The following is a 26,328-nucleotide window of genomic DNA, read 5'->3' on the forward strand; positions in this document are numbered from 1 at the left end:
ATCAGCTTACGCGTGTTAAATTCGGCGATTTTCCGAAATATGCATTTTTTAATAGATCAAACACTTCACCTCGATCAACTGGCCGAGGATTCCAATATGGGTTCATTATCGCGAGATCCGCCGCATGATTAATTCCACTCTCAGGCATGCCGATTTCAGAAAGCGCAAGCGGGCCGCCACTTGCCTTGTTAAGCATATAAAGTGCACGCGCAGAATCGGTGACGTTTAGGGCGTTGTTCAAGCGTTGGGTTACCGCTGGCAAGGCGGACGCATTGTAAGCAAGCACGTGTGGCAGGATGATTGCGTGGGTCTCTGCATGCGGGAGGTTAAACATTCCCCCAAGCGTGTGGCACAGTTTATGGTGGAGTGCCATTTCAACCGACCCAAGACAAATCCCAGCCAGCCAAGCCCCGTAAAGTGCATCGGACCTAGCAACCTTGTCGCTCGCTTCGAGTCGGATCGCGGGGAGCGCCCTTGCGAGAGCGCAAATACTCTCGATGGCGAGAGCGCTAATGACCGGATTTCGGTCGCGTGCGTACAATGCCTCGACGGAATGCGCAAGCGCGTTCATTCCACTAACACCAGAAAGTTTAACTGGGAGATCAATCGTTAAATCTACATCATAGATGACCGTCTCCGGCAGTACCTTTGCGCTTCGCACAGTAGTCTTCAGACCATCGCTAGTCTCACCAAGGATCGGAGTCATTTCCGACCCTGCATACGTTGTGGGAAGAATGATTTGGGGGAGGTCGGTTCTGAGCGCAATCGCCTTGGACAAGCCAGTCATCGAACCTCCACCGATTGCAACGACTCCATCAATCTTCATTGCCTCGACGATTGTGAGCGCTTCCTCAGTCACCGATGTCGGCGTGTGCATCGTCGCCCCGGCAAATTCAGATGCCGCACGTGCTCCCAGTCGCTCTCGTAATTGCGCTGCGACATCGGTATGAACGGGCCCATAGAGAATAAGAGCGCGGCGCATATTCAGGCGTTCGGCTTCGTCAGCAGTCGAGCTACGCGTTCCGGACCCGAAAATCACGCGTGTTGGCAAGCCTTGATATTCGAACGAGGGTAAGGGAGACTCAGCGCTATAGGACACGATTCAAATATCCAGGACAACAAGGGGAAGGTACGTGATATCCGCCGCGAGCGCGGCGGTATCAGGAAAGCCATCGCGGACATCTACGCGGCAGCCATGACTGGCAACCCAAACCTTTTGGCTGCTGCAGGGAACAGCGCCGAGATGTTGCCGTGCGCGATGATTTCGAGATCCTCTCTGGTAAATCCGTCGTACGTCATCAAGCCATTCTGGTTCTCCTCGAGTACTTCCAAAGGCAGATAAGGAAAATCACTTCCGAAGAGAATATGGTCTGGCCCTACGAGTTCGCTCAAGCATGAAAGCGCGTGCGGGTTGCCACAAACAGCAGTGTCATAGTAAAGGGATTTGAGCTGACCGATCACATCCGCCGGCTGCCTGTTCGTCAGGCTCTTCTGGATTGCAATGCCATACGTCAGTCTTTTAGCCAGATAAGGGATGGTCCCACCGGCATGGGACACAATTAGCTTGAGCTTTTTGTACTTCCCAAGGACACCATTGAATACAAGTTGTGCAACCGCTCGTGTCGTATCGAAGGTAAATTCGAAAAGCGATGGTGGCAATTCGAAAGTGTCGATCGAACTCCCGTACGCCATTGTTGGATGGATATGCGCTGTCACCGATTTGTCATTGAGGAACTCAAAAATCGGGTCAAATTTGGGAGCGCCGAGATACGACCCTGCATAGTTCGAGAACAGTCCGACGCCGTCCAGTCCAAGCTGGTTGACGGCGTAGTCCAGTTCCCTAACAGCCTCGTCGACGAACGGTATAGGTAACGCAGCAAAGGCCCCGAAACGGGAGGGATATTTTTCGATGATCGATGCGAAATGCTCGTTGACGCGCCGAGCCAGTAGGCATGCCTCTTTCTGATCGTTAAGTGGAATTCCTGGAGCGCTGAGGGAAAGAATGGCAGCTTTGATGCCGAATTTGTCCATCATTCTCACGCTCGAATCGGCGTCCCAGATCGGAATGTCGACGTTTGGTATTTTCGGAGTACCGACAATGGACGGAAGGAGTGCGTGATGGTGGACGTCGATTAACGATCCGGAGGTCATTTTCAAATCCAGTGTAGAAGTTGACGTAAGGCATGGCTTCATCATCGTGCGGCTAAGCCGCTTGCGTACGGATTTGTGCGCAAGGATAGCTGCGGCGCGCGAAAATAAAATACGTCACGGTTGAGGCGGTAGCTGGCACGTCGAACCGACCGCGAGAAAGCTTGGTCCAATTTCTTAGCCATGCAACCTCGCGGCCGACCTATCTAGGCCACGCCACATTTTTCCAAAATACCCTCAAGCATTCGCTGCAGATGCCCAATCTCGTCTGCACAAACCTCGTGAGGTCTTCCTGGATAGCACTTCTCAATTATCTGTGCGCCATGCGCCCGCATGACCTGAATACTCTCCAATGTGCGCGAAAGTGGGACCCACTGGTCTTGATCTCCGTTCGAAAAGAACATCGGCATTGCCGAAAACGCGTTTCCAGACGCTTCCCAGTGCATGTCTTGTGGCCCGATCAGACCTCCCGTCAGCGCCGCGAGTGCTCCATACCGCTCCTTTTTTCGCCACAGGTACTCTGTTGCTAGACACGCTCCCTGTGAAAAACCGACCAGAACCTGGCGGTCCAAGTCGAAGCCTTGATCGCACAACGAAGCCGATATTGTGGCGAGCGAAGCGATTGCGTCATCAAGTTGCGGTTGATTGGACTCCAGCGGTGCCATGAACGAGTTCGGGTACCAGCTGTTTCCCGATGCTGCCGGCGCGATGTAGGCCACCTTCCTGAGATTCAGTTTGCCGACAATCGCCTCGAACATATCACCCGGCGTCTGCGTCCGTCCGTGTATGACGATTACCGCCAGTCGCGCTTCGGCAAGCGGCACGCCGAAGTGGTGGAGTGCCGTGCCATCTGGCAGGCTTTTCCAGATAGGATTCATGGATGATCCGTCGGTTCTGGGTTCAATATTTCAACGGCTGGAGATAGGCCATAATCTCTTCCTTGCGTGCGGCGAAGGCGGGGGGCACTTTAAAGGTCTTTCCCAAGTCTTCGTAGGATTCGTCAATGGTAAAACCTTCCGGCTTCGAGACGGTCGCTTCGAACAATGCACCGGCCGGGGTGCGGACGTAGATAGATTCAAAGTACCCACGGTCCTTTCGCTCAGACGTGTCGGTGAAGCCGAGCCCTTCAAGACGAGCCTTGACGTCGTTCTGCTCAGAGTAGCCGTCGACCTGGAAAGCGCAGTGATGGACAATACCCTCTCCGTAAGTCCAGCTTGCCGGCGAGAGGTCTGGATCAATTCGGAAGTCGACGATCTTCCCGGGACCACCGTCACCGAAAACGTATCTTGCATAGCTTCCGTCTGTGTCCAAGAGTCGCGCGGACCATCCCGACTGCATGAATTCCTCGGATGGCGTCATGGTCGGAACACTAACCGTAATGGAATGAGTGCCGCGAACGCCAAGATCGGTCGGTACTTCACCGTTAGAATACGGCCTGCGGTTGTCGTCCGCGATGCCGATAAGTTCGTATTCGATACCGCCGGGATTGTAGAAACGAATCCCTCGCTCTCCGAAGCGCTCGAATTCGACGCATGCAATACCATATTCTTTCAAACGTTGGTGCCAGAACGACAGAGATGAGACCGGTACGGACAACGAGAGCACGTTAATCTGACCGGTTCCTTTCCGTGCCTTGCGACCTGACTGGCGCATCGGGAAACACGTGATGAGGGTACTTTCCTCGCCGTGGTCATTTCCGTAATAAAGGTGATAAATCGGATGAGTGCCGTCGTAGAGCGCGGTCTTCTTGACGCTCTTCAAGGAGAGAATCTTGGTGTGAAAATCGTAGTCTTCCTGAGCATCACCGGTACACAGGGTGATGTGGTGGTGCTGGCGGATTGCTGCATTCGATGCGCTCATGACATGCCTCCATATCTTAAATTTGGCAGTTTGCCTCTACGCTGCTCATTGGCATGCGGCGTTCTGCATGTAATCGTGTAGTGGTAGTCTGTTCTGCAGGATCAATCCTATGTTCAGCCGCTTTTCCGTACAAGACAGAGGGCTCCAGACACTGTGTGCGCGATTCGCGGACAATTGATCACCAACCAGCCAATCGTCGATCTTGTTATGCGGGGAAACCTAGATGGTGGTGGTCGAATGGGCTACATCGTGTGCGTTCGAAATTATGGTAAATCCCGGACGAAGACGGACGTCTATTTGCCGGCCTCGGCGGATCCATCGCCTGCGCTTCGCGGGCAAGGTGGTGCGCGGCGTCCATGGAAATGGAGTGATGCTGCGGTGCGACGGATGGCTAAGCAGAGGCTTCGCCAACATGGAGCAGCGTAGAATCAGGTCGGTTCGAACTGCGAGTTCAAGCTCAGAGCGGGGAAGTGCCTTCGAGGGGCTGTGGTGCAAGGATGCCGCGCTTGATCAACTCTTCATCCCACGGGGCGTCTTCGCCCGGTCGGCCCTCTAGCATATCGAGGAAAATCTGCAGTATCTTCTTGGTCCGGTACGGCGCTGGATATACGGCATAGAGCCAGTATCGAGGTAGTTGAAATTTTGTCAGCAGGGGCTGGAGTTCTCCAGACAGGAGAAACTCATGCGCGATCAGTGTTGGCACGTAGACGATCCCATATCCACCGGAAGCATAGTCCGTGAGCAATTTGACGCTGTTTGAGCGCAATGACGGGACGAGTTCAACGTCCATCCGGTTTTCACCGTCGTACCAGGTCCATCGATCTTCTGTTGGATAGCGCGAATACAGACCAAGCCGATGCGATCCAAGTTCGATAGGGGAGCTAGGTGCGCCTTGGGAAGACAGGTACCGGGGTGACGCACAAAACACCCCACGCCATGCGAATAGGCGTCGCGCCACAAGCGCATCCGAAACCGGCTCGAAGATTTGCAATGTGCAGTCGAAGCCATCTTTGACTGGATCAACGAGACCGTCGTCAACAACGAGATCGAGCTTTACCTCAGGGTAGCGTTCCTGAAATTTCCCCGCTATATCGCCGAGATACGCGATTGCGAAGCCGGGAAGCGCGTGAATGCGGAGCGACCCTGACAACGACGATAGCATCCCACGCATATCTTCCACCAGGTCGGTCGCGTGACTGACCCATTGTTCACATTGAGTCAGATAACGACGACCTCCGAGAGTCAGGCTGACGTTGCGTGTGTCGCGAATGAAAAGCGGCGCGCCAATGAACTCTTCCAACTGCGCGATACGGCTCGAAACGACGGACTTCGAAATGCCTAATTCCCTGGCAGCAGCAACGAAACTACCGGCATGGGCTACGCCGACAAACGCTTGTATGCTTAGAAACCTATCCATGATCCGACAAAATCCGAAGGGTGTTAAAGGTCGGACCTGGCCATGCACGGGAGGCCAAGCACGTCCTCGTAAAACTTGCGTATCTCCTCCATATCGCGAGCCATGAATGCGTGGTGATGAAGGACGCCGACCTTATCGGCCGCGCGATGCTGAACTACCGCAGGGATGCGATCGATTTCATTGGTTCTCCATGCGATTATGTGTCCGACCGGAGTGCGCTCCTCTGGTTGATCTTGGGCGCACTGCTAGTCGCTATCCACGCCATGTTTAAGCGATTTCCTCGAGCTGCTTTCCCGTGGTTTCAACGGCTGTCAGTAGGATCGCTAGGGCGCCGGCAACCGCAGCAAAAAACAGGAAGCCGAAGACGTACTCGACGCGGTAGTAGGTGAGGAGGGCGCCCATAATGGAAGGGCCAACGATCGAGCCGATCCGCAGCCATGAACTTGCAGCCCCCGCGCCGATTGCCCTCATGTGAGTTGGATAGACCTCGGGCGCATACACATACAGACCGGCAATCGGATAGCAGATGAACAGATAGCTAATGGGGGCAAGCACCGCAACAGTTTCCACAGGAAGCCCAGCACCGAAGAAGGCCAGGTAACCCATGGGGAGTGCGGCGCCTGTGAAGCCGATCAAGAACGTCTTGCGCCGGCCAAGACGATCAATGATGAAGATTCCGGAGATCGCACCGATGAAGGCGGTGATATTCGCGTAGAGGGCGTACTTCAACGCGAGATCGACGGGCACGTGATAAACCGTTTTGTACAGGGTCGGCATCCACACAGCGATTCCATACATCACCAGGGATGTGCAACAAGCGTAGACCCACAGGCCCACAGTGCGAGTGCGAAGCCCTCGTGCGAGCAAAGCGGCAAAGGAACTCTTCTCTTGCACCGTTAGGTTGCTGATCACGAGCGACTTCGGATCTATAGTATTTTGCTGGGGGCCCCGAGTCGTCTCCCATTCGCTAACGATGCTCTCGGCTTCGTCAATCCGACCTTGCGACGCGAGCCATCGCGGCGACTCAGGGGCAAGCAGTGGCAACACTACTCCCACGAGCACGGGCAATGTGCCGACGAAGAACATCGATTGCCATCCATAGTGGGGAATCAGCCGGACTGCGACGATGGCCGCCAGGAGCGTTCCCAAAGCAAATGTGGACTGCAAGACAAATACGATTCTTCCGCGGATCCGCCCTGGGCTGACTTCGTTGATATAGGTGGCGGCGACCGGGGTTTCCCCACCCAGGCCGAGGCCTTGCACGACGCGAAGAAGAATCAGAACGCCATAACTCCATGCGAAAGCGGAAGCGAAGCTCAACAACCCGAGCAGAGCGATCATCCAACGTAGCGTGCGTACCCGCCCATAGCGCTCGGCGGCGGCGCCTGCGATGAGAGCTCCCACCATCTGACCTGCGTAGCCAGCAGAGACCAGCAACCCGGCTTCCACTGGCGTCAGCTTCCACAAGAGCATCAGCACAGGTAGAACAAATGCAATAGTCAGTGCATCGAACGCATCGAAGAAATGGGCGGAACCCGCGGCAAACAAAACCTTTGCATGACCAGCTCCGAAGGGGAGTCGCTCAAGCCGGGCGGAGATGAGGGCAACACGTGTCTGCAGTGTCTCGCTTGACTCGTGCCCAGGGGGAAGATCGTTCGCTCGCATGTGTCTCCTGCAGTGAAGTGAAATATTTCACTTAAAATTGTGAAAGCAGCTGTTTGGTAGGGAGCTTATGTCCTCGCGACATGCGGTGCAGCTAGGGGAACTACCAGTATTGCAGAGTTCAGCGAAGGCGCCGAGGGGGGCAAATCTGTCGGTTAAACTGCGCATGCCGCTCCCTGTCGTCGTTAGGGGGCCTTCCGCGTCATTCCACTTCTGTGTTCGACCGTCCGGCGGAACTCGTTCAGTCCAGTGAATTTTCGCTTCTGGATGCGTGGGTCGGCCTTGTTCTGAGGCCACGTCTGCAGCGTGCTATCGTTGCCGCCGACGGACATCAGAGATCGTTCTATGGAGCAGTACATGAGCAAAATCGCTAAGACGAGCGCGACGTCGTCCGGGCCCACGGTGCCGAATGTCGTCAAAGCAAAACCAACACTGGGACGGCCCACCAAGCAACCTCGCGGCGATTCCTTGGGTATTCAGGCGGCTGAGATCACCCTGGACATCCTCAGCACAATCACAAGCAATGGCGCAGCCATTGGTTTGAGTGATATTGCAAGAAGGACTGGCTTGATTCCGAGTAAAGCTCACAGGTATCTGGTGAGCTTGGTGCAACGCGGGATGCTGCGGCAGTCTGCTGCGAATGGCCTCTATGATCTCGGGCCGGCCGCGGTGGAGATCGGAATGTCGGCGCTTAACCGGTTCGATCCGCTGGCTATCATCCAGGAGATCGTCCCTGTCCTTGCGGCTAAGACTGGCTTTACGACAGCCCTCTACGTCTGGACCCACCTCGGCCCCACGCTTATTCGAGTCGAAAATGGCTTGCATAGTCTTCCGGTGCGCCTAAAGGTTGGTACGGCGGTACCGATGGTCGGGTCTGCAACGGGCAGGGTTTTCCTCGCATACCTGCCTCGGCAGGATACCGAAGCGCTCGTTGCCAATGAGCGCGAGAGCGCTGCGGCAGATGAACTGGCTTTTCCGACTCAGAAGCAGATTGAGGAGATTGTGTCGGGCGTTCGGAGCGAGGCAGTGTACTGGACTCGAGACGCCATCGTGCCAGGCGCTGCCGCAGTGCTGCCATTGTTTAGCAGAGAAGGTGAACTTGTTGCGGCGATCATGCAAGGCATGCCGCCGGGGAAAACGGGCGCTGCGGCAAAGTCCGCCGTGATTGCGGCGCTGACTGAGACCATGGAAACACTGGTGAGCAAGAGCGGATTCGCAAGGCGGCCGGTGAGTTAGACGGAGGGCGTGCCTGGCGGGCTGTCGTGCATTTACGCCCTCCGGAAGAGTGCGTATCTCTTGGGCTCTATCGGGATCGTCTAAAGCTCAAAATACTCTTCAAAAAATATGTCGTAACCCCAGCGACATCATCGACATGCTCTTCTGGTTCGAGCCCGAAACATAACCAGAGAGGTTGATGGCCGCGATGGAGCCTGATCCGGCCGCGACCTGATACACACCTTTTAGCAGTACCGACGTTCTCTTCGAAAGCTGATATCCCATGACCGCATCCACTTGATGCCACTGCGGATTGTTGCCCTGAAAGAGGCCGCTGCTATTCGCTGCCCCCGTAGCGTTGCCGTCGGTGAAAATATAGGCAACACCGACAAACCACGCCGGACTGAGGGCGTATCGGGCGTTCAGTTCGTAATTGTGTAGCTTCAACCTGCTAGCATCGGCGTACGTGTAGCGCGTTTCGCTCAGCACCAGATTGTAGGTGCCTGGCCCGTAAAAGTATGAGAGGGCGAGGCGCGCGATGGTCTGCTCATTCACGAATCCGGCGCTTGCGAAGATTTGGCTTGCGCCAATTACATATTCGCCGCCTTGGGCGCCTCCCGGGTTGTCGGTTGCGCTTTGGCCTGCCGACGGGGAGCGCATCTTCGTGTACGCGCCGCCAATGGCGAAGCTACTCCCCGTGTATCGGAGCCCGAAGTTGTACGCGGAGTTGTTCGCAAAATTGCCCGCCTGGTTACTGAAAGCGTACATACCTCCAAAATCGAATCCGCCGAATCTGGGAGATTGATATTTGACCGAGTTCTGCAAGCGGACAGAGGAGAACATATTGTCATTGTCTCCAATGTGAGCGCCGTACACGCCCATGAATTGAATTGAAGCCGAACGCGTACCTACGTAGTCGAAGCCGATGTCATATTGCCGTCCCAGTGTCACGGAGCCATAGTCCCGCGATGTGAGGCCTACAGTGGACTGGCGGCCAAAAAGGCGGCCGCCCTGCAAGGACGAGCCGGTGTAGCCATTGAAGCCGTTCTCAAGAACAAACGTCGCGGACAGGCCGTTCCCAAGATCTTCATTGCCCTTGAAGCCCCAGAGTGCGAACGGGGAATCGGCAGATATTCGGCTGTGGCCGGGCAGTTTGGCCGATGTGGAAAGGCTGTCAAAGTACGCCACCCCATTGTCGATTATCCCGTAAATGGTCACCGACGATTGAGCGTGCCCGATCGAGTACAGGCCGGCGCACCCGATGAGCGCGATGTATTTTTTCATATGTCTCCTCCGGCGCTTTTCTCCAGCGCTTCTGTGTTGGTCCATATCTACGCTTCTTTGCGGGAACATCCATTCCCAAAGTAGTGAAATATTTCACTATAAGGCGAGAAAAACGCCGTTGGTCGGAGCGAAAGTAAGCGTGGGGCCGATACCGTCTTGACGGCGTGAGTTACCGGTTTCCCCAACGATTGGATGCCATGCGCAGCAGCGTGGCATTGGCAGCACGCAGATCGAACCGATCGGCATCGAAGCCGGGGCCAACCCAGTTTCGGTAATGTTCTGCCTCTTCGCTATTCGGATCGTTAGATAGCGTGTTCAGGAACGCGTCGTAGCCAGGCGGGCCGCCCACATCTTCTGGCGGGCACGCGCGAGCACCATCGATGACCTGGGCCGCGCCCCACGGTTCGCTTTCAACGATTTCCACTTTCTTAACGACGATGGCGTGATCCCACCCGTCCCCGAAGTCGTACCGGTAGAGGAAGCGTGAGCCAGGTTTCAGGACCTTCTGCAGTCGAACCTTGCGGTCATCGGCGGTCGTGCCCGGATCAGCGAAGTCCAGCACGTCATCGACCTCGAACATGGCGTAGGTCATGCCGTCGACCAGGAAGTCGTGCAGGTGGGAGTCTTCCCAGCCGAAGGCCGCCTGCAGGATATGGTGCAGCTTGCGCAGTGACTCGGTTCCTTCGACCTCGATCCGACGCCAGATGGGCGGCTCGATGTGTTGAAGCTGCACGTGCAGGGTAAAGCGCTGGAACGATTTCGCCATCTGATCTCCGGGGAACGGGAAGCCAGCGGCATTATCGCCTTACGATGCTGGGGTGGTCATTTTCCAGGGCAGCAGGCCTTCGACCTGGTTGATCGGATGGTCTGCAATGCGCGCAAGCACGACGCGCAGATACGCCTCGGGATCGATGCCGTTGAGCTTGGCCGTCCCGATCAGGCTGTAGATCGCGGCAGCACGCTCCCCACCTGAGTCCGCGCCGGCGAACAGGTAGTTTCGGCGCCCGATAGCCACTCCGCGCAACGCGCGCTCGACCGGCAGGTTATCGATTTCGAGATGCCCGTCGTCGCAGTAGCGCGTGAGCGCTTCCCACCGGTTCAACGCGTAGAGGATCGCCCGACTCGTGTCGGATTTGCGCGAGAGCGTCTCCAGTGTGGCGCTCAGCCACGCATGGAGTTGATCGAGCAAGGGCCTGGCGCGAGTTTGTCGGTGCGCTCGCCGCTCATCGGGCGGTTTGCCACGGATCTGCTCTTCGACCTTGTAGAGCGCGCCGATACGTTCCAGCGCCTCGGTGTTCAATACATTTGGGCGAGCCGCATGCAATTCGTAGAACTGCCGCCGTGCGTGGGCCCAGCATGCTGCTTCGGCAACGTGTCCCGTTTCGTAAATCGCTTGGTAGCCGCCGTAGGCGTCGGCCTGCAACGTGCCATTGAACGATTCGAGATGCTGCTGCGGATGGATGCCCTTGCGGTCCGGCGTATAGGCAAACCAGACGGCCGGCGGAGCGGCGTCGCTGGACGCCCGATCGTCACGCACATACACCCACAGGCGTCCGGTTTTGGTCTTGCCGTTCCCTGGCGCAAGCACCGGCACTGGCGTATCGTCGGCATGGAGCTTCGTCGCCGCCATGACGTGGCGACGCAGTGCGTCGACGAGCGGTTGCAGCAGCGCCGCAGTGTGACCAACCCACTTCGCCAGCAGCGAGCGATCCAGCTCGACACCTTCCCGCGCATAGATCACCGACTGCCGGTAGAGCGGCAGGTGATCCGCGAACTTCGCGACCAGTACGTGAGCCAGCAGTCCCGGGCCAGCCATGCCTCGCTCGATGGGACGGCTCGGCGCAGCAGCCTGGGCGATGTGATCGCAGCATGAACATGCCAGCTTCGGCCGCACATGGCGGATGACCCGGAAGCTCGCCGGCACATACTCGAGTTGTTCGGCGACGTCCTCGCCAAGCTGCTTCATCGGCGCACCGCACGCCGTGCAGGTTTCACGTGATTCGGGCCAATGGATCTGGATCTCGCGCGGCAGGTGATCCGGCAACGGCTTGCGTTGTACCTGTTCCGGTGCCGTGCGTGGCGTCCTGGGAATCTCGATGGGGGCAGCGCCTTCGTCGGCCTCGAGTTCTTCCAGACGCAGCTCGAGCTGCTCGATCTGGCGGTCCAGTTTCTCCGAGCGGCGGCCGAACTGCATGCGGCGCAGCTTTGCGATCAGCAGCTTGAGACGCTCGATCTCCGCCTTGTCGGTTGCCGTCGCCGCCTTGTGCGATTCGACCACGTCTTCCAGATGCCCGATGCGGGCATCGCGCTCGAGCAGTAGAGCCTTGAGCGCTTCGATGTCGTCCGGGTACGCGTTCGCCGTCGTCATGCCCGCAGTCTACGCGCCGGTGGGCGGGTTTACAACGCTGAGGTCGGCGCCGCCGTGCGCACCGGCTGCCGCCAGTCGATGCCTTCCAGCAACATGGACAACTGCGCCTGGCTCAAGCTGACGACGCCCCCATCCGCACGCGGCCAGACAAAGCGGCCGCGTTCAAGCCGTTTCATCAGCAGACACATGCCGTCACCGCTCCACCACAGCACCTTGACCAGATCGCCGCGTCGGCCGCGGAACACAAACACGTGTCCGCTGAACGGGTCCCGCTCGAGCACGGTCTGCACCTTCGCGGCCAGGCTATTGAAGCCGGAACGCATATCGGTCACACCAGCAGCCAGCCACACCCGCGGCCCAGCGGGAAGGCCCAGCATCACGAACCCACATCCAGCAAGCTTGTCAGCACAAGCCGCAGGACATCAGACTCCGGCTTGCCTTCGAAACACGCGCGCACGCCACGACATTCGATGACCAGCCCGGATGATCTGACCGGTTCCGGTATCGGCGGTGATGCCATCTGAACAGGCAGGAATAATTCAACTGGCGCGGATGCGGACGTCGCCTCTTGCTCCTGATCCCGACGCCACTTCGACACGAGATTCGCGTTCAACCCATGCGCGCGTGCAACTTCCGCCAGTGAACGGGTCGGGTCTCGTGTTTCCGCCACGACCTGCGTGCGAAACTCATTCGTGTAATTCTTGGAGCCTCGTCGGCGGCCCTGCGCCTTGATTTCCATTTTTTCTGGTTCCCACTACATTCTGGTGGGAATCAGATTGCCGCCTATGAACCTTCATGAACAGACGGTGCTGGGGAAGCGCTTACGAGCGAAAGGTACTAAGAAGGGGCTGCGCCACCAAGTAAGAAATCACGTAGCTTCGACACTCCTTGGCACGCCCGGGAGCGTCGAAGCTGGAACATCAGCGAATCGTATTGGTCAGCTCGCCAATTCCGTCGATTGCGACGGTCACTATGTCGCTCGTCGCCAGACGCTCACCAGTCTCCATCCCGACGCCGTTAGGCGTGCCTGTGAGAATCAGATCGCCCGGATACAGTGTGAATCGGTTTGACAGGAAAGAGATCTGCTGCGCCAGCGTGTAAATCATGTCGCTAGTTGTGGCGTTCTGACGTACCTTGCCATTGACCGTAGTCACCAGTGACAGCTTTTGAGGATCTGGCACAGCGGTCGCCGGAACGATCCACGGCCCGATCGCGCACGATTGGTCGAAGTTTTTTTGAGATACCCAATCGTAATAAAAAGGGGATTGGGGATCGGATTTGTCCCGGAACATGAAATCCCGAGCCGAAAGATCGTTGGACACGGTGTATCCAGCGACGTACTTCAGGGCGTCAGCCGCCTCAACGTTTCGCGCGGGATTGCCAATGATCGCGGCGAGTTCACCTTCCCAGTCGAGGTAAGTGCAGGGGTTCACGACATCACCAGGACCGGTGATCGTGTGGCTGGTCTTGAGAAAGAACCAGGGCGTAAGCGTGCCGTCGAGAACCTCGACGTCAAGCTTGTTGGCCGCTTCCATATTCTTGACGTGCGCGCGGTAGTTTGCGCCGACGCAATAGACCGCTTGCGGGCGAATTGGAGCTCGGAGAACAAAGTCGTTCAACTCGCCAAGTGGTGTGGGGGAGAGTTCGAGGCGGTCGCGAATCTGTTTGGCCGCCTTGTCCCATGACTGAACGACCGACAAAGTTGTCGGATACTCCGTGCTTCCAAGTAATTCGTTCAGATCATAGAGCTTGGAGCCAACGGAGACGCCAGGACGAGTCGAGTCGGCGGTTTCATACGTAAGAAGGTTGAACGTTTGCATGTTCTTTTGTATTGGAGGATTAATGGGCTGGCGCTGCACGCTTGCGTTGCGTAGCGGCGATATCGATCAAACCGGTGTTTTGGTCTATGACTGCTTGGTAGTCACGCTCAGCGGCCTCGGCGCTGACATATCCCTCTCGTATGTCTTCCGCGAGCTTGGTCAAGTCGCGACGCAACGGGTCGCCGAATCCACCGCCACCTCCCGACTGCAGAAGGAAGGCATCGCCCTTGTGGAGCTTGTGGCCGTGCAACTTTGCGTTAGGCATGTCCGTGCGCCATTCTCCGTTCACTCGAACGCTGACCCGATTTCCTGCGCCATCGAGCCCCCCTTCCAGTCCCCACGGTCGGCAATGCATGCGCTCGATCGTGCTGTCGACGGCCATTGGGGCCAAGGCCTGGAAAACCAGGTTTGCGCCGAGACCGCCACGATGCTCGCCAGCACCACCGCTGTCTTGGTTCAGTTCGTATTTCTCCACGAGCACTGGATACTTGGCTTCCGCCTGCTCCACAGGGCTATTGTGTGTGTCGCCGTCGTTGATGCAGATGGTGGTGGATACGCCATCCTCAGACTTCTTGGCGCCCCAGCCGCCACCCGGCGGGCCAAATACACCGATGTAGAATCGGCCATCTCGTGGATTGATGCCATGGAACGTCGCGGCGACCAGATCGGCGTAGTGGCCGGCGATTGCTCGATCCGGGATAGCCGGAGCGAGCGCCTTGAAAATTGTATCGATGACGGTCATGGGGAACGTCATCCACCAGCGCATCGGTGCCGGACGGGTAGCGCTGACGACACGACCGGGGGGCATGATGACCTTCAGCGATCGGAAGCTTCCGTCATTGACCGGGTATTCCGTCGGCGTGGTCAAGCACTTGTACGCGACTTGGGCGCACGCGATGCCGGTGGTGATACCGGAGTTATAGAAGCCGCTGACTTGACGACTGACGTCGGAGAGATCAATCGTCATCTCGTCACCGGTGACCTCGACACGGACCTTGACGGGAATGCGCGTACCAATATTGATGCCGTCATCATCCATGAATGACGTAGCCTCGTACACGCCGTCCGGAATCGTCAGAGTGTGCGCGCGTGCTGCTGCCTCTGTGTGGTCCATGATCGCAGCCACCGACTGATGGATCTGGGGCACTCCGTAGCGACGGACCAGGTCCAGGAACCGCTGCTCACCTGTGACGACCGCTGTGACCTGCGCACGCAGGTCTCCGATGGCAAGATCGGGCAGCCGTACATTCATCAGGATGATATCAACCAAATCTTGATTGACAACGCCCTGGCTTTGGTACTTCAGGATCGGAATCTGGATGCCTTCCGAGTAGATGTCGGTGGTGACATGGCCCATCGATCCGCCAACGTCGATCCAATGCGCCATGCAGCAGGTGAAGGCAACCAGAGAGCCTTCATGGAAGACAGGCATGGTCAGCGTGACATGGTTCAGATGGCTGCCCGTGATGTACGCGTCGTTGGTAATGAGAATATCGTTTTCATGGATGTTCTCGATACCGAAGTGCTTGATCTTGGCCTTGACGGTTTCTGACATACCTCGGATGAACATTGGCAAACCAAGTCCGATCGAGATAGTTTCACCCTCAGGCGTGAAAAGGCCAACTGTGAAATCCAGTGCCTCATAGATGATCATGTTGTAAGCGGTGCGGGTGAGATTGATCTTCATCTCTTCTGTGACCGCAATGATGCCATTTCGTACGATTTCGGCCGTTACAGCGTCGACTTCTTTCTGCACGTTCATTTGCTGCTCCCGATGGTAATGTCCAGATTCCCGAATGCATCGACGACCAGCTTATCGTCAGGGTGAAGCACGGTCGTCGAGGCGTGCTCTTCGATAAGGGCGGGGCCGTCAATGCGGTTGCCTCGCTGGAGTTTTACGCGCGAATACACCGGTGTCTTTACGAACCCGACTTCACGGAAATAGACATCTTTGATGCGTGCCAGCGCATCTTCCGCTGGCGCTTCCGAGCCGGCAGCAATAGCTTGCTGAGGCGGCTTGCGCATGACACCAAGTACGGTAGAGCGCAAGCTGACCAGTTCGGCCGACTCCTCCGGGGCAGACGTGCCGTATCGTTGCAGGTGGACTTCGTCAAACTTTCGTTTGATCTGGGCGCGGTCTTCCGTTTCGAAAACGTCGACGGGAAGTTCGACGGTGACTGCGTGTTCTTGGCCTACGTATCGCATATCTGCATACCTAATAATGCTGACTTGATCCGGTACCACTGCAGAGGCGGCGATGGCTTGCACGCCGCGGTCCTCCATTTCCTTGTACATAGCTTGGATCGCAGCAAAGTCGCTCGACGCAAGGCGTTGGAAGCAGGACCGCACGTAGTCGTATCTGAGATCGCTGAAGAGCATCCCATAGGCGGAGAAGTGACCCGGCGCGAAGGGAATCAATACGCGCTTGATACCGAGTTCCTTTGCGATCGCTGACGCGTGCAGCGGGCCTGCGCCCCCATAGACGACCATCGCGAAGCTGCCAGCATCCAGCCCGCGCTCGGTTGTGACGCCTTTCACTGCGTAGGACATGGCCGTCACGGCAATGCGCAGCACCCCGTCCGCGGCTTCGATGGCGTCGATGCCCAGTGGGGCGGCTACCTTGTTTGTCATCGCGGCATTTGCCGCTCCCCGATTGAGGGGCATGCTGCCACCCAGGAAGTGATCCGGATCCAGTCGGCCCAGCAGGAGGTTTGCGTCGGTGACCGTCGGAAATTCGCCTCCGCGGTTATAGCAGGCGGGGCCTGGCATTGAGCCCGCGCTCTGCGGACCGACACGCAGAGCGTTGCCCTCAGCGAGCTTTGCGATACTGCCGCCCCCTGTGCCGACTTCGAAGATGTCGATCATCGGAATCTGAATGGGAAGTGCGCGGTCGTAGCTGCCAATCAGTGCATGGCTTGTCGTCAGCGGCGTATAGTCCTGAATCACGCCGGCCTTCGCTGTGGTGCCCCCCATGTCAAATGCAATTGCATCCGGCATGCTTAGCTGGCGACAGAGTGCTTGAGTGCCGATGACGCCCGCAGCTGGTCCGGATTCAAGCATTCGAACGCAGTACTGCCGAGCGTCCGAAACGGGGAACAAGCCGCCCGTCGACTGGACGGCGTAGAAGTCTCCCGGAAAGTTCTGTTTTTCCAGGTACGTTTCCAGTTCGCCAAGGTAGGTTTGGACGGTCGGACCTACGTACGCATTCGCGACGACGGTCGAAGTTCGTTCAAACTCTCGATACTCCTGCGTCAGCTCGTGCGATGCCGTCAAGAAGACGTTCGGCAGCTCGGATTCGAGGATTTGCTTAACGCGCTGTTCATGTTGGGGGTTCTGGTACGAGTGAAGCAGCATGACTGCAACCGACTGGACGTCGCGCTCACGCAGATCGCGAGCGATTTGCTTTACCTGTTCTTCGTCCAAGGCCTCCAAAACGGAGCCATCGGAAATCATTCGCTCGTTGACCTCTACGCGCCAGGAGCGGTCTACCAGTGGCTTGTGTTTGACGAAGAAGAGGTTGTAGGCATCGGGGCGATTGATGCGACCGATTTCGTAGACGTCACGGAAGCCGCGTGTGGTGATGAGGGCGGTTTGTGCGCCGGTGCGCTCCAGAAGCGTGTTGATCGCGATGGTGGAGCCATGAAGGAAGAGATAGGCATCCTTAAATGCCACGCCTGCGTCTTCTGCGGTATGGCGGATGCCGTCCACTAGGCTGCCATGCGTCGACAGTGCCTTGCCAAAATGCAAGCGCTCGCCGGCCTCGTCGAATGCGGCGAGGTCAGTAAAGGTGCCGCCGATGTCTACGGCCAAGCGCAACGTGCCGAGCTCGGAGCCCCGTGCGCGCGATTCGGTGCTTTTGTCTTTCATATAAATGCCTTTTTACTTAAGTCCTGTTCTTCCAGAACAGGCAAGGATGGGTCGCCTTGCTTGAAGTGAAATATTTCACTTTATCTGGCGGAAAGTGGGAAGTATCCATACCGTGTCTTATAGGGCGTTAGAAATCTGAGCTCACTACAGATCCGACTTGTAGCCAAATCCTCGAGGTCGCTGCAGTGAACGGAGAAACGTCAAGAGATCGGATCTGAGCAACTCGCGGTCTTGCGAGCTGACATCCTGACGCGTAAGAACTAACGTGAGCCATTGGATGAACTCGCCTTCGCTTACGTTTTGTCTGCTTTGAACGACCGCGGAGAGTGTTTCTCGCTTCAGCCCCTCGTACCGCATCTGGAGATACTCAAGCAGGGTCGTCTCGATGTCAGCGCGACAAAGAGAGGGGGAGGCTGCACCGCTGCAGCGGCAGGCCATGCCGTGCCATATGCCGACATCCAAGGCGTGCCAGAGTTCGCAGATGTCCCGGTCATCATCCTGAGTGTTTTGAACTAGCTGTTGCGGTGGGACAAGCATAGGTTTTGTCCGGATTGCGGGGTTACTTTGCGTCGGTGAACTGGAGCGATTCATGGCTGAGTTTCAGATCTGACCGAATCTTGTTTAGATGAGTCGTGACGGTTTGCCTTTGTGTTTCCCCGGTCTGTCCAAGGGGAAGAATCTGCGCAATCCCGTGCTCCACGAGACTGACGATGTATCGATGGGCTTTGCTTGGCGTCGTTGCGGTGCGCCGAGCGACGCTCGATAGCGCCATCTCCGCGCCATGCTCCGACACTAATTTCAGCATGTTCAATCCAGTTCCAAGCGTTTGGATGCCGAGCGGTTCCCCGGACTGTGTTCGCGGCCGGCCCACCATAGGCCGACCCCCGCGACGCGAATTCGAGGGTAGTGCTTCGGGTCTCGAAGAAGGGCTGGAATGCATGGGATTCTGGAGTTATAAAAGTGCTTAAAACGTAACGTTTGTAAGGCGCGTCGGGGACGCTCAACCCTCCCAACTTCGTGCCGTTGACGGAAATAGTGAAATATTTCACTATTTCCGTCAACGGTAAATTCCTGAATCTAGGGAATCCCCTATGGATGGGTCTGAAGGGCAATGTCAAATTGGCGATGCAGGCGGCTAGAATGGTCAGATGACAAAGACCCGCTGCTCATTTCACGGCTACCGTTTCCGGGCAGCGATCATCAACTGCGCGATGCACTGGTACCACCGCTTCAACCTGAGCCTGCGCGATATAGATGAACTGCTGCTCGAGCGCGGCGTGAATGTGACATACGAATCGGTGCGCAACTGGTGTGACCGATTCGGTGCGCAGTTTGCGCAATGTGCTAAGGCCGTGTGCCTCAGACCGGGCACGACGTGGCACCTCGACGAGATGTTCGTGAAGCTGCGCGGCGAGCCGTACGCGCTGTGGCGTGCGGTGGATGAGCAGCTCGACGTGCTGTTACAGAACGAGCGCGACAAGGCGGCCGCAAAGCGTTTCTTCAGACGGATCCTGCGCTCAAACCCGGTGCCGCGGAAGATCGTCACCGACCAGTTGCGCAGCGACCCGGCTACAAAAGCCGGAGTCCGCTTACCAGGGCCTCAACCGTGGAACCTTCTCGCGCAGCGTTTCCTCAACCTCATAGGCAATCTGCCTGATACTCGCCAGCACAGGATTGCCCATTCCGGCGAAGATCGGTGGCACGGTCGCAGATGTTCAGCTTGCGCTCGTGCCTCCGGATGATGAAGCTCTAGCGCACATCGAGGCGTTCAAGCTTGAGCAGAGATACGGGTGGTACGCGCGCGAGATTTTCGATCTGATGGAGAACTACAACCGATTCAAGGAGTACCCACTGGCTGTACGAAAGGCTGTTTGGCCAGCCGAGCTAGTCCTTGGCTTTACGCCGGACACGGCTCCCGACAGAGCGCTAGGCCTTTGCCTTCTTGACGTATTTCGAGAACTGGAATCGGGGCGGTCGTCTAGGGGCGCGGCGCAGAGTTCACGTCTGCAGACCCCCCAGTGGGTGGGCAGAGGGCGGCTTGGCCGAACCTCGGCTTCCTCGCCGGGAGCGGCCAGACAGAGCACGGCTCGCGACGGGTCGCAATCGCTGCACAGCGGACATCGAGCCACGAGGCGTTAACGGCAGCAATGGGTCGGTAGGGTCCATCCACAAAAGCGCAGGCGTAGGTCTTGGCGTAGCTTTGTGCGCTGGTCCTTGTCAGATGAGGCACAGGTACTGCTGCATCATCTGTGTATGGGCTAACACAGCGTTGGTCTTCGATATTTGGGGCGGTGAGTGACCTTGGCGTCGCAGCTCCTGGACCGCGCTCCGCTCCCAAATCGAGTATCCGGCCCCATAAACCCTGGAAGCACATCGAGATTTGACTGGATCGTTCCGAGCGGGAGGAGAGCTGCGGGGAAATTGGTCGGCCGAGATGGATCAATGTTGATTGATCTAGGCTGGATCGGGTTACATGGTGGTTACATGGACCGAATAGAGAAAAAGGGGTTACACGTTTTTGGCATGTAACCCCTTGATTCCTTTGGTCGGAGCGATAGGATTCGAACCTACGACCCTCTGATCCCAAATCAGATGCGCTACCAGGCTGCGCTACGCTCCGACGAGCCGGAGATTGTGCCCCATCGCCACACTTGGGTCAATCCCTTGTACAGATGTCATCGAGTGCGCGTTAGGATGTTCGTTCCGAGCATCGTCGAACGAGGGCTATCCGGATGCATCTGATTCTGTGGCGTCATGCCGAAGCCGAGGATTACGCCGCGAGCGATCTCGCCCGCCAGCTCACCGCGCGGGGCCGCCGCGACGCGCAGGCGGTCGCCAAATGGCTCAGGCTGCGCCTCGAGAGCAGCGCCGTGATCCTGGCAAGTCCCGCCGCGCGCACCGTGCAGACCGTCGAGGCGCTGACCGACCAGTACCGCACCGTGCGCGAACTCGCGCCGGGCGGCGGCGTGGCCGAAGTGCTCGCTGCCGCGGGCTGGCCCGACGGCATCGCGCCGACCGTGGTGGTGGTGGGCCATCAGCCGACGCTGGGCGAGGTGGCCGCGCGTCTGCTGGCCGGCAGCGATCAGGGCTGGTCGCTGAAGAAAGGTGGCCTGATCTGGCTGCAGAGCCGATCCCGCGAAGCGGGCGAACAGGCCACGCTAAGAGCGGCAATTTCGCCCGATCTGGTCTGAGTGGGGCACGATCGTATCTTTCTTCGGACTTTCTGCTAAAGTCAGCTGGACGACATGTCACCGAATTGACACCGATTCGCCATCCAAGCGTCACGGCCGGTTACTACATTGGCGACCATGTCGTTCCCTTCCTTACGACCAGGAAAGCCTGATGCGAGATCTGCCGACGCCTACGCTCCCATTCGCTTCGCTGCCGCTCGACCAGTCGCGCCGCCGCCTGCCGCGCGCGGCCGAGACGGTCACCTCCGAATTCCGCCTGCGCGCCGCGTGGGCGCGCACCGAGGACGAACTGCGTGAAGCGCAGCGCCTTCGCTACAGCGTATTCGCCGATGAAATGGGCGCCGCCGTGAGCGGCCCTGCCGGCCTTGACGTCGATCCCTTCGATGCTTATTGCGATCACCTGCTGGTGCGCGACCTCGACACGCTGAAAGTGGTCGGCACCTACCGCGTGCTGCCGCCCCACCAGGCCGCCCGGATCGGCCGCCTGTACGCGGAAGGCGAGTTCGACCTGTCGCGCCTCGCGCACCTGCGATCGAAGATGGTCGAAGTGGGCCGCTCGTGCGTCCACCGCGACTATCGCAGCGGCGCCGTGATCATGGCCCTGTGGGGCGGGCTCGGCACCTACATGATGCAGAACGGCTACGAGACGATGCTCGGCTGCGCGAGCGTGTCGATGGCCGACGGCGGCCACTACGCGGCGAACCTCTACCAGTCGCTCGGCAATTCGCTGACGGCGCCCGAGTACCACGCGTTCCCGCACACGGCGCTGCCGGTGGACGAACTGCAGACGGGCACCAAGGTCGCGCCGCCGGCCCTGATCAAGGGCTATCTGCGCCTGGGCGCGAAGATCTGCGGCGCACCGGCCTGGGATCCCGACTTCAACTGCGCTGACTTCCTGACGCTGTTCCGCCTGTCGGACATCAACGCGCGCTACGCCCGCCACTTCCTCGGCGAGCCGCTCGCAAGCTGAGTTGCCAGCCTGCCGGGGCGCTCACCCGACCCGGCTCCAGCGAGCCATCCACGACGGCACGACGAGACGATCGTCGTGCCGTTGTCGTTTACGGCGCGATCACGCCCGGCGCGGCGTGCGGCTCATGTTGATCCGTGGTGGCGACGCAACGCCGTGGGGCGCGATATCGCGACGCAGGATGACGCCGCGCCGGTGCATGTGCCGGCGGCGAACGGTGCCGGTGTCGCCAGCCGCGCCGCGCGCGGTCGGCAGCGAGCCAGCAATGAACGCGGCGTTTGCCGGGATGGGTGCGCCGGGATTCGCGCGCTTCGAATGCGGACCGCTAGATGAGGGGCACCAGGTCGATACGGAGGCCGACCGGGCCGGCAATCGATTCGACGTTCGTGGCAGCCTTCCTGGCGTCGCTCAGCGCCATGCATTCATGACGGGCGATCCGCCATCGCGGCGGCCCGCCGAGGCCACCCGCGCGACCGGTTTCGGCTAGACTCCCGGCTCGTGCGGCGCACCCGGCGCCGCGTCGCAGATCTTCCGAGGTGAGGGATGTTTCGTATCGTTCTGGCCGCGCTCGTCGCGGCAACGCTTGCCGGCTGCGTCGGCGATTCGGGCGCGGCGCGCCACCACGGCAAGCCGCCCCAGGACCCGGCCGACTACCAGGGCGTGCCGACCGACATGACGCCGCCGTCGATGCTCGGCGAGCCGGCCGCGCCGGCGTTGCCGGCTTCGCAGTAAGCGGCTGCGCGGGCGGCTTGCGCGCGAGGCGGAGCGCCCGCGATCGGCCGGCATGCGCGCGCTCGTGCCGGCTGCGTCGTGCGTCAGCCCGGCGCCGACATCGACGCTCACGTCTTCACGCCAGCTTCCGCCACGCGTTTACGACGCCTCGCCGCCGATGTGCCGCGACAGCGCCGGTACCTGGCTCGCCAGCGTCACGCCGCGCGCGATCATGAAGATCGCCATCGCGAGCCAGAGCCCGTGATTGCCGAGCGGGCCGGTCAGCACTAAGGTCGCGGCGACGAACACGCCGAGCGAGACGGCCATCGCCACCATCAGCCCACGCGTCCGGGTGGCGCCGATGAACACGCCGTCGAGCAGGAACCCCCACACCGACACGAGCGGCATCACGGCGGCCCAAGGCAGGAAGTGGCCGGCCGCTGCGCGGATCGCGGGCTGGTCGCTGAGCCGCGCGATGATCCAGTCGCCGCCGAGTGCATAGACGGCGGAGAACGCGAGCGCGCAACCAGCCGCCCATTGCAGCGTCACGCGCAGCGTCGCGCGGAACACTGCCCGGTCGCGGGCGCCGGCGGCCGCGCCGACCAGCGCCTCGGCCGCGTGCGCGAAGCCGTCGAGCGCATAGGCCATGAACGCCTGGAAGTTGAGCAGCAGCGCGTTGGCGGCGAGCATCGCATCGCCTTGCCGCGCGCCCAGATGCGCGAACCAGCCGAACGCCGACAGCAGGCACAGCGTGCGCACGAAGATGTCGCGATTGAGCGCGACCAGCCGCTTCAGCGCGGCCCGGTCGAGGAGCTGGCCCCAGGTCGGCCTGCCGATCCCGCGATGGCGGCGGCGTATGAGCGCGAGCACGCCGAACCCGAAGCCGGCCAGATCGGCTGCCGCGGTGGCCGCGCCGATGCCGGCCACGCCGCCGCCGAGGCGGTAGACGAACAGCAGCACCGCGACGATGTTCACGAGGTTGATGAAGGCCTGCAGCGCCAGCGCGAGCCGCACGCGCTGCACACCGAGCAGATAGCCGAGGATCGCGTAGTTGGCGAGCGCGAACGGTGCGGCCCAGATCCGCGCCAGCACGTAGTCGCGCGCGGTGGCGCGCACCGCCTCGCTGCCGCCGAGCAGCGTCAGCGCGATCGAGATCAGCGGGCCGTGCAGCGCGAGCACGGCGAAGCCGAGCAGGCCGGCCAGCACGAGCGCGCGCAGCACGTTGAGGCGGATGCCGGCGTGGTCGCCGGCGCCGAACGCCTGCGCGACGAGCCCGGTCGTGCCCATCCGCAGGAAGCCGAAGCCCCAGTAGACGAAGCCGAAGAACAGGCTGCCCAGCGCGACGCCGCCCAGCATCTGGGTGCCGTCGAGATGGCCGGCTACGGCCGTGTCGACGGCGCCAAGGATCGGCTGCGTCAGGTTCGCGAGCACGATCGGCACGGCGAGGCCGAGCACCCTGCGGTGGCCGACGCCGGCGCGGCCGGGCGCGACCCCGGCGGATAACGCGGAAGGCGCCGACATCGCGCCGCTTACGCGCGTTCCTGCACGCAGATCCACGGCGACACGACCACGGCCCACAGCTCGGGCGCGCGTGCCGCGTAGTCCTGCGCGAGTTCGGCGGGCATGCGCGCCACGTGGCCGGCGGCGAGCCACGGCGTGACCTGCTCGGTGCGGTCCGCGGCGATCGCCTCGGCGACGCTGACCAGATCGAGGTCGCGCGCGACCGACAGCAGCTTGCCCTGCGCGAAGAAGCGTTCGAGATCGCACCAGTCGATCTTCGCGGTTTCGCCGAGCAGTTGGGTATAGAGCGCGGAAGGCGCCGCGCCGGCGGACGGTGGGTTCGATGAAGTCATGAGCTGACGTTGGGGCAGGACGCGGCCGCCGGAGCGTGCCGCCGTAATGATGGACGTGACGATGGATGAGCGGCGGCGGGCGGTGTCGGCAGGCGCGCCGCTCGCGCGGTCTCGCACGATATGTCGCAGCGCGTGATTCTAGCCGATCCGGCGCGGGCCGCTCGATCCGGCCGGAAATCGGGTGGGCGCGGAGGCGGCGGGAGCGCCGGCTCGCCGGCTCGCCGCCTGCTCCGGCATCGCCGAACCGATGGAAGTCCTTGCGGCGCTACGCGTCGCGCAAGGCGCGCCGGATGATCTTGCCGGTCGCCGTCATCGGCAGGCTCTCGACGAACGCGATCGCGCGCGGATATTCGTGCGCGGCGAGGCGCGTGCGCACGTGCTGCTGCAACTCGCGCACGAGCGCGTCGCCAGCCTCGACACCGGGCTGGACCACCACGAAGGCCTTGACGATCTCGGTGCGCGTCGCGTCCGGCACGCCGACCACGGCCGCCATCCGCACGGCCGGGTGGCGCAGCAGGCAGTCCTCGATCGGGCCGGGGCCGATCCGGTAGCCGGCGCTCGTGATCACGTCGTCGTCGCGGCCGACGAAGCGGATGAAGCCGGCCTCGTCGGCCACGCCGCGGTCGCCGGTGAGCAGGTAGTCGCCGGCGAACTTTTCGCGCGTGGCGGCCGGGTCGCGCCAGTAGCCGAGGAACATCACCGGATCCGGCGCACGGATGCCGATGTTGCCCTCGATGCCGGCCGGCAGCGGCGCGCCCGAGCCATCGACGATCTCGACGCGATGGCCCGGCGCGGCCTGGCCGATCGCACCCGCGCGCGGCGCGAACAGCGCGCTGCACGAGGCCAGCACGACATTGCATTCGGTCTGCCCGTAGAACTCGTTGATCGTCACGCCGAACACCTCGCGGCCCCATTCGAGCAACTCGGTGCCGAGCGACTCGCCGCCGCTTGCCACCGATTCGAGCCGCAGCGCGTGGCGCTCGCGCGGCCGCGCCACGCTGCGCATCAGCTTCAGCGCGGTGGGCGGCAGGAACGCGTGGCTGACCTGGTGGCGCGCCAGCAGCGCGAACGCGGCCTCGCCGTCGAACTTCTCGAAGCGCCGCGCCACCACCGTCACGCCGTGATGCCAGGCCGGCAGCAGCACGTCGAGCAGGCCGCCGATCCAGGCCCAGTCGGCCGGCGTCCAGAACACGCGCGCGCGGCGCGGAAAACCGTTTTGCGACATCTCCACGCCGGGCAGGTGGCCGAGCAGCACGCGGTGCGCATGCAGCGCGCCCTTCGGCTTGCCGGTGGTGCCGGACGTGTAGATGATCACGGCCGGATCGTCGGCCAGCGTGTCGACCGGCGCGTAGTGGTCGGATTCGGCGGCGAGCGCTGCCTCGAACGACACGCAACCGTCGGGCACGCCGCCGCTGTCGTCGCAGTCGATGCAATAGACCGTGCGCAGCGCCGGCAAGGCCGCGCGCAGCGGCGCGATCTTCGCGGCGCCGGCCCGATCGGTGACGAGCGCCGCGGCGCCGCTGTCGGCGAGGCGGAACTCGAGCGCGTCGGCGCCGAACAGCGCGAACAACGGCACCGCGATCGCCCCGGCCTTGTAAGCGGCCAGATGCGCGACGGCGGTTTGCACGCCCTGCGCGATGAATATGCCGACTCGGTCGCCGCGCGCCACGCCCAGCCGCGCGAAGTTGTTCGCGAGTCGGTTCGAAGCGGCCTTCAGCGCGTCGAACGTATGGCGCGTCACGCGGCCGTCCTCGCGCTCGTCGATCAGCGCGAGCCGGCCGCTGCCGTCGGCCCAGCGGTCGCAGACGTCGACGCCGATGTTGTAGCGCTCGGGAATCCGCCACGAAAAGGCGGCGAGCAGGGAAGGGTAATCGTCGGCTTCGGGCAGCATCGGCGCTCCTGGCGAGAGTCTCGTGTCGCGAATTCCGACGACATTACACCGGATCGTCACGGCTTTTGCACGAT

General features: G+C 60.4%; 23 protein-coding genes, 1 tRNA gene and 1 pseudogene. 6 read left to right on the forward strand and 19 right to left on the reverse strand.

From position 1 onward, the window contains the following. Nucleotide 1: 1 nt before the first annotated feature. The 6 genes from bpln_RS33665 to bpln_RS06520 all read right to left on the reverse strand — a co-directional run bounded on the left by bpln_RS33665 (nt 2) and on the right by bpln_RS06520 (nt 7,090). Nucleotides 2-1,099, reverse strand: coding sequence for a maleylacetate reductase (locus bpln_RS33665; protein ID WP_082465203.1), 1,098 nt, complete (start codon nt 1,097-1,099; stop codon nt 2-4). An 83-nt stretch (nt 1,100-1,182) separates the two neighbouring features. Beyond that, nucleotides 1,183-2,151, reverse strand: a complete 969-nt coding sequence (locus tag bpln_RS33670) for an amidohydrolase family protein (RefSeq protein WP_158512007.1) — start codon at nt 2,149-2,151, stop codon at nt 1,183-1,185. A 203-nt stretch (nt 2,152-2,354) separates the two neighbouring features. Next, a complete protein-coding gene (locus bpln_RS33675) occupies nt 2,355-3,026 on the reverse strand; it encodes an alpha/beta hydrolase (RefSeq protein WP_082465205.1) in 672 nt (223 codons plus the stop codon). 22 nt (nt 3,027-3,048) lie between these two features. After that, nucleotides 3,049-4,008: a VOC family protein gene (locus bpln_RS06515; protein ID WP_055138366.1), complete on the reverse strand. Its 960-nt coding sequence runs from the start codon at nt 4,006-4,008 to the stop codon at nt 3,049-3,051. Nucleotides 4,009-4,465: 457 nt separating this feature from the next. Beyond that, the gene (locus bpln_RS33680; protein ID WP_082465206.1) at nt 4,466-5,425 is read right to left on the reverse strand and encodes a LysR family transcriptional regulator; all 960 of its coding nucleotides are present in this window, start codon (nt 5,423-5,425) and stop codon (nt 4,466-4,468) included. A gap of 267 nt (nt 5,426-5,692) precedes the next feature. Then, nucleotides 5,693-7,090, reverse strand: coding sequence for an MFS transporter (locus bpln_RS06520; protein WP_063891188.1), 1,398 nt, complete (start codon nt 7,088-7,090; stop codon nt 5,693-5,695). Nucleotides 7,091-7,444: 354 nt separating this feature from the next. Between bpln_RS06520 and bpln_RS06530 the strand changes: the two genes are divergently transcribed. After that, nucleotides 7,445-8,323 (forward strand): IclR family transcriptional regulator, encoded by an 879-nt coding sequence (locus bpln_RS06530; RefSeq protein ID WP_158512008.1) that lies wholly within the window; start codon nt 7,445-7,447, stop codon nt 8,321-8,323. A 99-nt stretch (nt 8,324-8,422) separates the two neighbouring features. On the opposite strand, the gene bpln_RS33350 is transcribed toward bpln_RS06530, so the two are convergent. The 9 genes from bpln_RS33350 to bpln_RS36620 all read right to left on the reverse strand — a co-directional run bounded on the left by bpln_RS33350 (nt 8,423) and on the right by bpln_RS36620 (nt 18,446). Further along, nucleotides 8,423-9,586, reverse strand: coding sequence for a porin (locus tag bpln_RS33350; protein WP_063891192.1), 1,164 nt, complete (start codon nt 9,584-9,586; stop codon nt 8,423-8,425). Between the two features lie 169 nt (nt 9,587-9,755). After that, a complete protein-coding gene (locus bpln_RS06540) occupies nt 9,756-10,352 on the reverse strand; it encodes a plasmid pRiA4b ORF-3 family protein (protein WP_055138371.1) in 597 nt (198 codons plus the stop codon). A 39-nt stretch (nt 10,353-10,391) separates the two neighbouring features. Further along, nucleotides 10,392-11,954, reverse strand: coding sequence for an IS66 family transposase (tnpC, locus tag bpln_RS06545; protein WP_055138372.1), 1,563 nt, complete (start codon nt 11,952-11,954; stop codon nt 10,392-10,394). Between the two features lie 29 nt (nt 11,955-11,983). Further along, on the reverse strand, nt 11,984-12,331 hold the full coding sequence (tnpB, locus tag bpln_RS06550) for an IS66 family insertion sequence element accessory protein TnpB (RefSeq protein WP_055138373.1): 348 nt from the start codon (nt 12,329-12,331) through the stop codon (nt 11,984-11,986). Continuing rightward, nucleotides 12,331-12,693: an IS66-like element accessory protein TnpA gene (gene tnpA, locus bpln_RS33685; protein WP_148653945.1), complete on the reverse strand. Its 363-nt coding sequence runs from the start codon at nt 12,691-12,693 to the stop codon at nt 12,331-12,333. The genes tnpB and tnpA overlap by 1 nt, the downstream gene beginning before the upstream one ends. 181 nt (nt 12,694-12,874) lie before the next feature. After that, nucleotides 12,875-13,774, reverse strand: coding sequence for a fumarylacetoacetate hydrolase family protein (locus bpln_RS06555; protein ID WP_055138374.1), 900 nt, complete (start codon nt 13,772-13,774; stop codon nt 12,875-12,877). A 19-nt stretch (nt 13,775-13,793) separates the two neighbouring features. After that, the gene (locus bpln_RS06560) at nt 13,794-15,536 is read right to left on the reverse strand and encodes a hydantoinase B/oxoprolinase family protein (RefSeq protein ID WP_055138375.1); all 1,743 of its coding nucleotides are present in this window, start codon (nt 15,534-15,536) and stop codon (nt 13,794-13,796) included. Further along, nucleotides 15,533-17,641: a hydantoinase/oxoprolinase family protein gene (locus bpln_RS06565; RefSeq protein WP_055138376.1), complete on the reverse strand. Its 2,109-nt coding sequence runs from the start codon at nt 17,639-17,641 to the stop codon at nt 15,533-15,535. Before bpln_RS06565 ends, bpln_RS06560 begins: the two co-directional genes overlap by 4 nt. 559 nt (nt 17,642-18,200) lie before the next feature. Further along, complete coding sequence (locus bpln_RS36620; RefSeq protein WP_158512009.1) at nt 18,201-18,446, reverse strand: helix-turn-helix domain-containing protein; 246 nt, start codon at nt 18,444-18,446, stop codon at nt 18,201-18,203. 343 nt (nt 18,447-18,789) lie between these two features. On the opposite strand from bpln_RS36620, the pseudogene bpln_RS33695 reads away from it, so the two are divergent. Then, nucleotides 18,790-19,227: pseudogene (locus bpln_RS33695) on the forward strand (IS6 family transposase); the annotation flags it as partial. Between the two features lie 957 nt (nt 19,228-20,184). Here bpln_RS33695 and bpln_RS06570 read toward each other — a convergent pair. Further along, nucleotides 20,185-20,261 (reverse strand) — tRNA-Pro (locus tag bpln_RS06570). Nucleotides 20,262-20,373: 112 nt separating this feature from the next. Between bpln_RS06570 and bpln_RS06575 the strand changes: the two genes are divergently transcribed. The 4 genes from bpln_RS06575 to bpln_RS06585 all read left to right on the forward strand — a co-directional run bounded on the left by bpln_RS06575 (nt 20,374) and on the right by bpln_RS06585 (nt 22,531). Further along, on the forward strand, nt 20,374-20,832 hold the full coding sequence (locus bpln_RS06575; protein WP_042624487.1) for a SixA phosphatase family protein: 459 nt from the start codon (nt 20,374-20,376) through the stop codon (nt 20,830-20,832). A 151-nt stretch (nt 20,833-20,983) separates the two neighbouring features. Continuing rightward, complete coding sequence (locus tag bpln_RS06580; protein ID WP_042624488.1) at nt 20,984-21,802, forward strand: GNAT family N-acetyltransferase; 819 nt, start codon at nt 20,984-20,986, stop codon at nt 21,800-21,802. Nucleotides 21,803-22,064: 262 nt separating this feature from the next. Next, nucleotides 22,065-22,286 (forward strand): hypothetical protein, encoded by a 222-nt coding sequence (locus bpln_RS35135; protein ID WP_148653946.1) that lies wholly within the window; start codon nt 22,065-22,067, stop codon nt 22,284-22,286. Nucleotides 22,287-22,342: 56 nt separating this feature from the next. Further along, nucleotides 22,343-22,531 (forward strand): hypothetical protein, encoded by a 189-nt coding sequence (locus bpln_RS06585; protein WP_042624489.1) that lies wholly within the window; start codon nt 22,343-22,345, stop codon nt 22,529-22,531. A gap of 138 nt (nt 22,532-22,669) precedes the next feature. Here the strand turns inward: bpln_RS06585 and bpln_RS06590 are convergent, their stop codons facing one another. The 3 genes from bpln_RS06590 to bpln_RS06600 form a co-directional block, all read right to left on the reverse strand. Continuing rightward, a complete protein-coding gene (locus bpln_RS06590) occupies nt 22,670-24,031 on the reverse strand; it encodes an MATE family efflux transporter (RefSeq protein WP_055138377.1) in 1,362 nt (453 codons plus the stop codon). Between the two features lie 8 nt (nt 24,032-24,039). Further along, nucleotides 24,040-24,363 carry a DUF2288 domain-containing protein gene (locus tag bpln_RS06595; RefSeq protein WP_055138378.1) on the reverse strand — a complete coding sequence of 108 codons (324 nt, stop codon included), beginning with the start codon at nt 24,361-24,363 and terminating at the stop codon, nt 24,040-24,042. Between the two features lie 265 nt (nt 24,364-24,628). Further along, complete coding sequence (locus tag bpln_RS06600) at nt 24,629-26,254, reverse strand: acyl-CoA synthetase (protein ID WP_055138379.1); 1,626 nt, start codon at nt 26,252-26,254, stop codon at nt 24,629-24,631. Nucleotides 26,255-26,328: the final 74 nt, after the last annotated feature.

Origin of the sequence: Burkholderia plantarii (assembly GCF_001411805.1) — a bacterium.
Taxonomy (GTDB): Bacteria; Pseudomonadota; Gammaproteobacteria; order Burkholderiales; family Burkholderiaceae; genus Burkholderia; species Burkholderia plantarii.

Coding starts and splice junctions, on each gene's coding strand:
- bpln_RS06600 (WP_055138379.1), bottom strand. CDS start 26,254: ATGCTGCCCGAAGCCGACGATTACCCTTCCCTGCTCGCCGCCTTTTCG.
- bpln_RS06560 (WP_055138375.1), bottom strand. CDS start 15,536: ATGAACGTGCAGAAAGAAGTCGACGCTGTAACGGCCGAAATCGTACGA.
- bpln_RS33675 (WP_082465205.1), bottom strand. CDS start 3,026: ATGAATCCTATCTGGAAAAGCCTGCCAGATGGCACGGCACTCCACCAC.
- bpln_RS06540 (WP_055138371.1), bottom strand. CDS start 10,352: ATGGCGAAATCGTTCCAGCGCTTTACCCTGCACGTGCAGCTTCAACAC.
- bpln_RS33350 (WP_063891192.1), bottom strand. CDS start 9,586: ATGAAAAAATACATCGCGCTCATCGGGTGCGCCGGCCTGTACTCGATC.
- bpln_RS33680 (WP_082465206.1), bottom strand. CDS start 5,425: ATGGATAGGTTTCTAAGCATACAAGCGTTTGTCGGCGTAGCCCATGCC.
- bpln_RS06585 (WP_042624489.1), top strand. CDS start 22,343: ATGTTTCGTATCGTTCTGGCCGCGCTCGTCGCGGCAACGCTTGCCGGC.
- tnpA (WP_148653945.1), bottom strand. CDS start 12,693: ATGGAAATCAAGGCGCAGGGCCGCCGACGAGGCTCCAAGAATTACACG.
- bpln_RS06530 (WP_158512008.1), top strand. CDS start 7,445: ATGAGCAAAATCGCTAAGACGAGCGCGACGTCGTCCGGGCCCACGGTG.
- tnpB (WP_055138373.1), bottom strand. CDS start 12,331: ATGCTGGGCCTTCCCGCTGGGCCGCGGGTGTGGCTGGCTGCTGGTGTG.
- bpln_RS06520 (WP_063891188.1), bottom strand. CDS start 7,090: ATGCGAGCGAACGATCTTCCCCCTGGGCACGAGTCAAGCGAGACACTG.
- bpln_RS33670 (WP_158512007.1), bottom strand. CDS start 2,151: ATGACCTCCGGATCGTTAATCGACGTCCACCATCACGCACTCCTTCCG.
- bpln_RS06515 (WP_055138366.1), bottom strand. CDS start 4,008: ATGAGCGCATCGAATGCAGCAATCCGCCAGCACCACCACATCACCCTG.
- bpln_RS06580 (WP_042624488.1), top strand. CDS start 20,984: ATGCGAGATCTGCCGACGCCTACGCTCCCATTCGCTTCGCTGCCGCTC.
- bpln_RS35135 (WP_148653946.1), top strand. CDS start 22,065: ATGAACGCGGCGTTTGCCGGGATGGGTGCGCCGGGATTCGCGCGCTTC.
- bpln_RS06565 (WP_055138376.1), bottom strand. CDS start 17,641: ATGAAAGACAAAAGCACCGAATCGCGCGCACGGGGCTCCGAGCTCGGC.
- bpln_RS06555 (WP_055138374.1), bottom strand. CDS start 13,774: ATGCAAACGTTCAACCTTCTTACGTATGAAACCGCCGACTCGACTCGT.
- bpln_RS06575 (WP_042624487.1), top strand. CDS start 20,374: ATGCATCTGATTCTGTGGCGTCATGCCGAAGCCGAGGATTACGCCGCG.
- tnpC (WP_055138372.1), bottom strand. CDS start 11,954: ATGACGACGGCGAACGCGTACCCGGACGACATCGAAGCGCTCAAGGCT.
- bpln_RS06595 (WP_055138378.1), bottom strand. CDS start 24,363: ATGACTTCATCGAACCCACCGTCCGCCGGCGCGGCGCCTTCCGCGCTC.
- bpln_RS06590 (WP_055138377.1), bottom strand. CDS start 24,031: ATGTCGGCGCCTTCCGCGTTATCCGCCGGGGTCGCGCCCGGCCGCGCC.
- bpln_RS36620 (WP_158512009.1), bottom strand. CDS start 18,446: ATGCTGAAATTAGTGTCGGAGCATGGCGCGGAGATGGCGCTATCGAGC.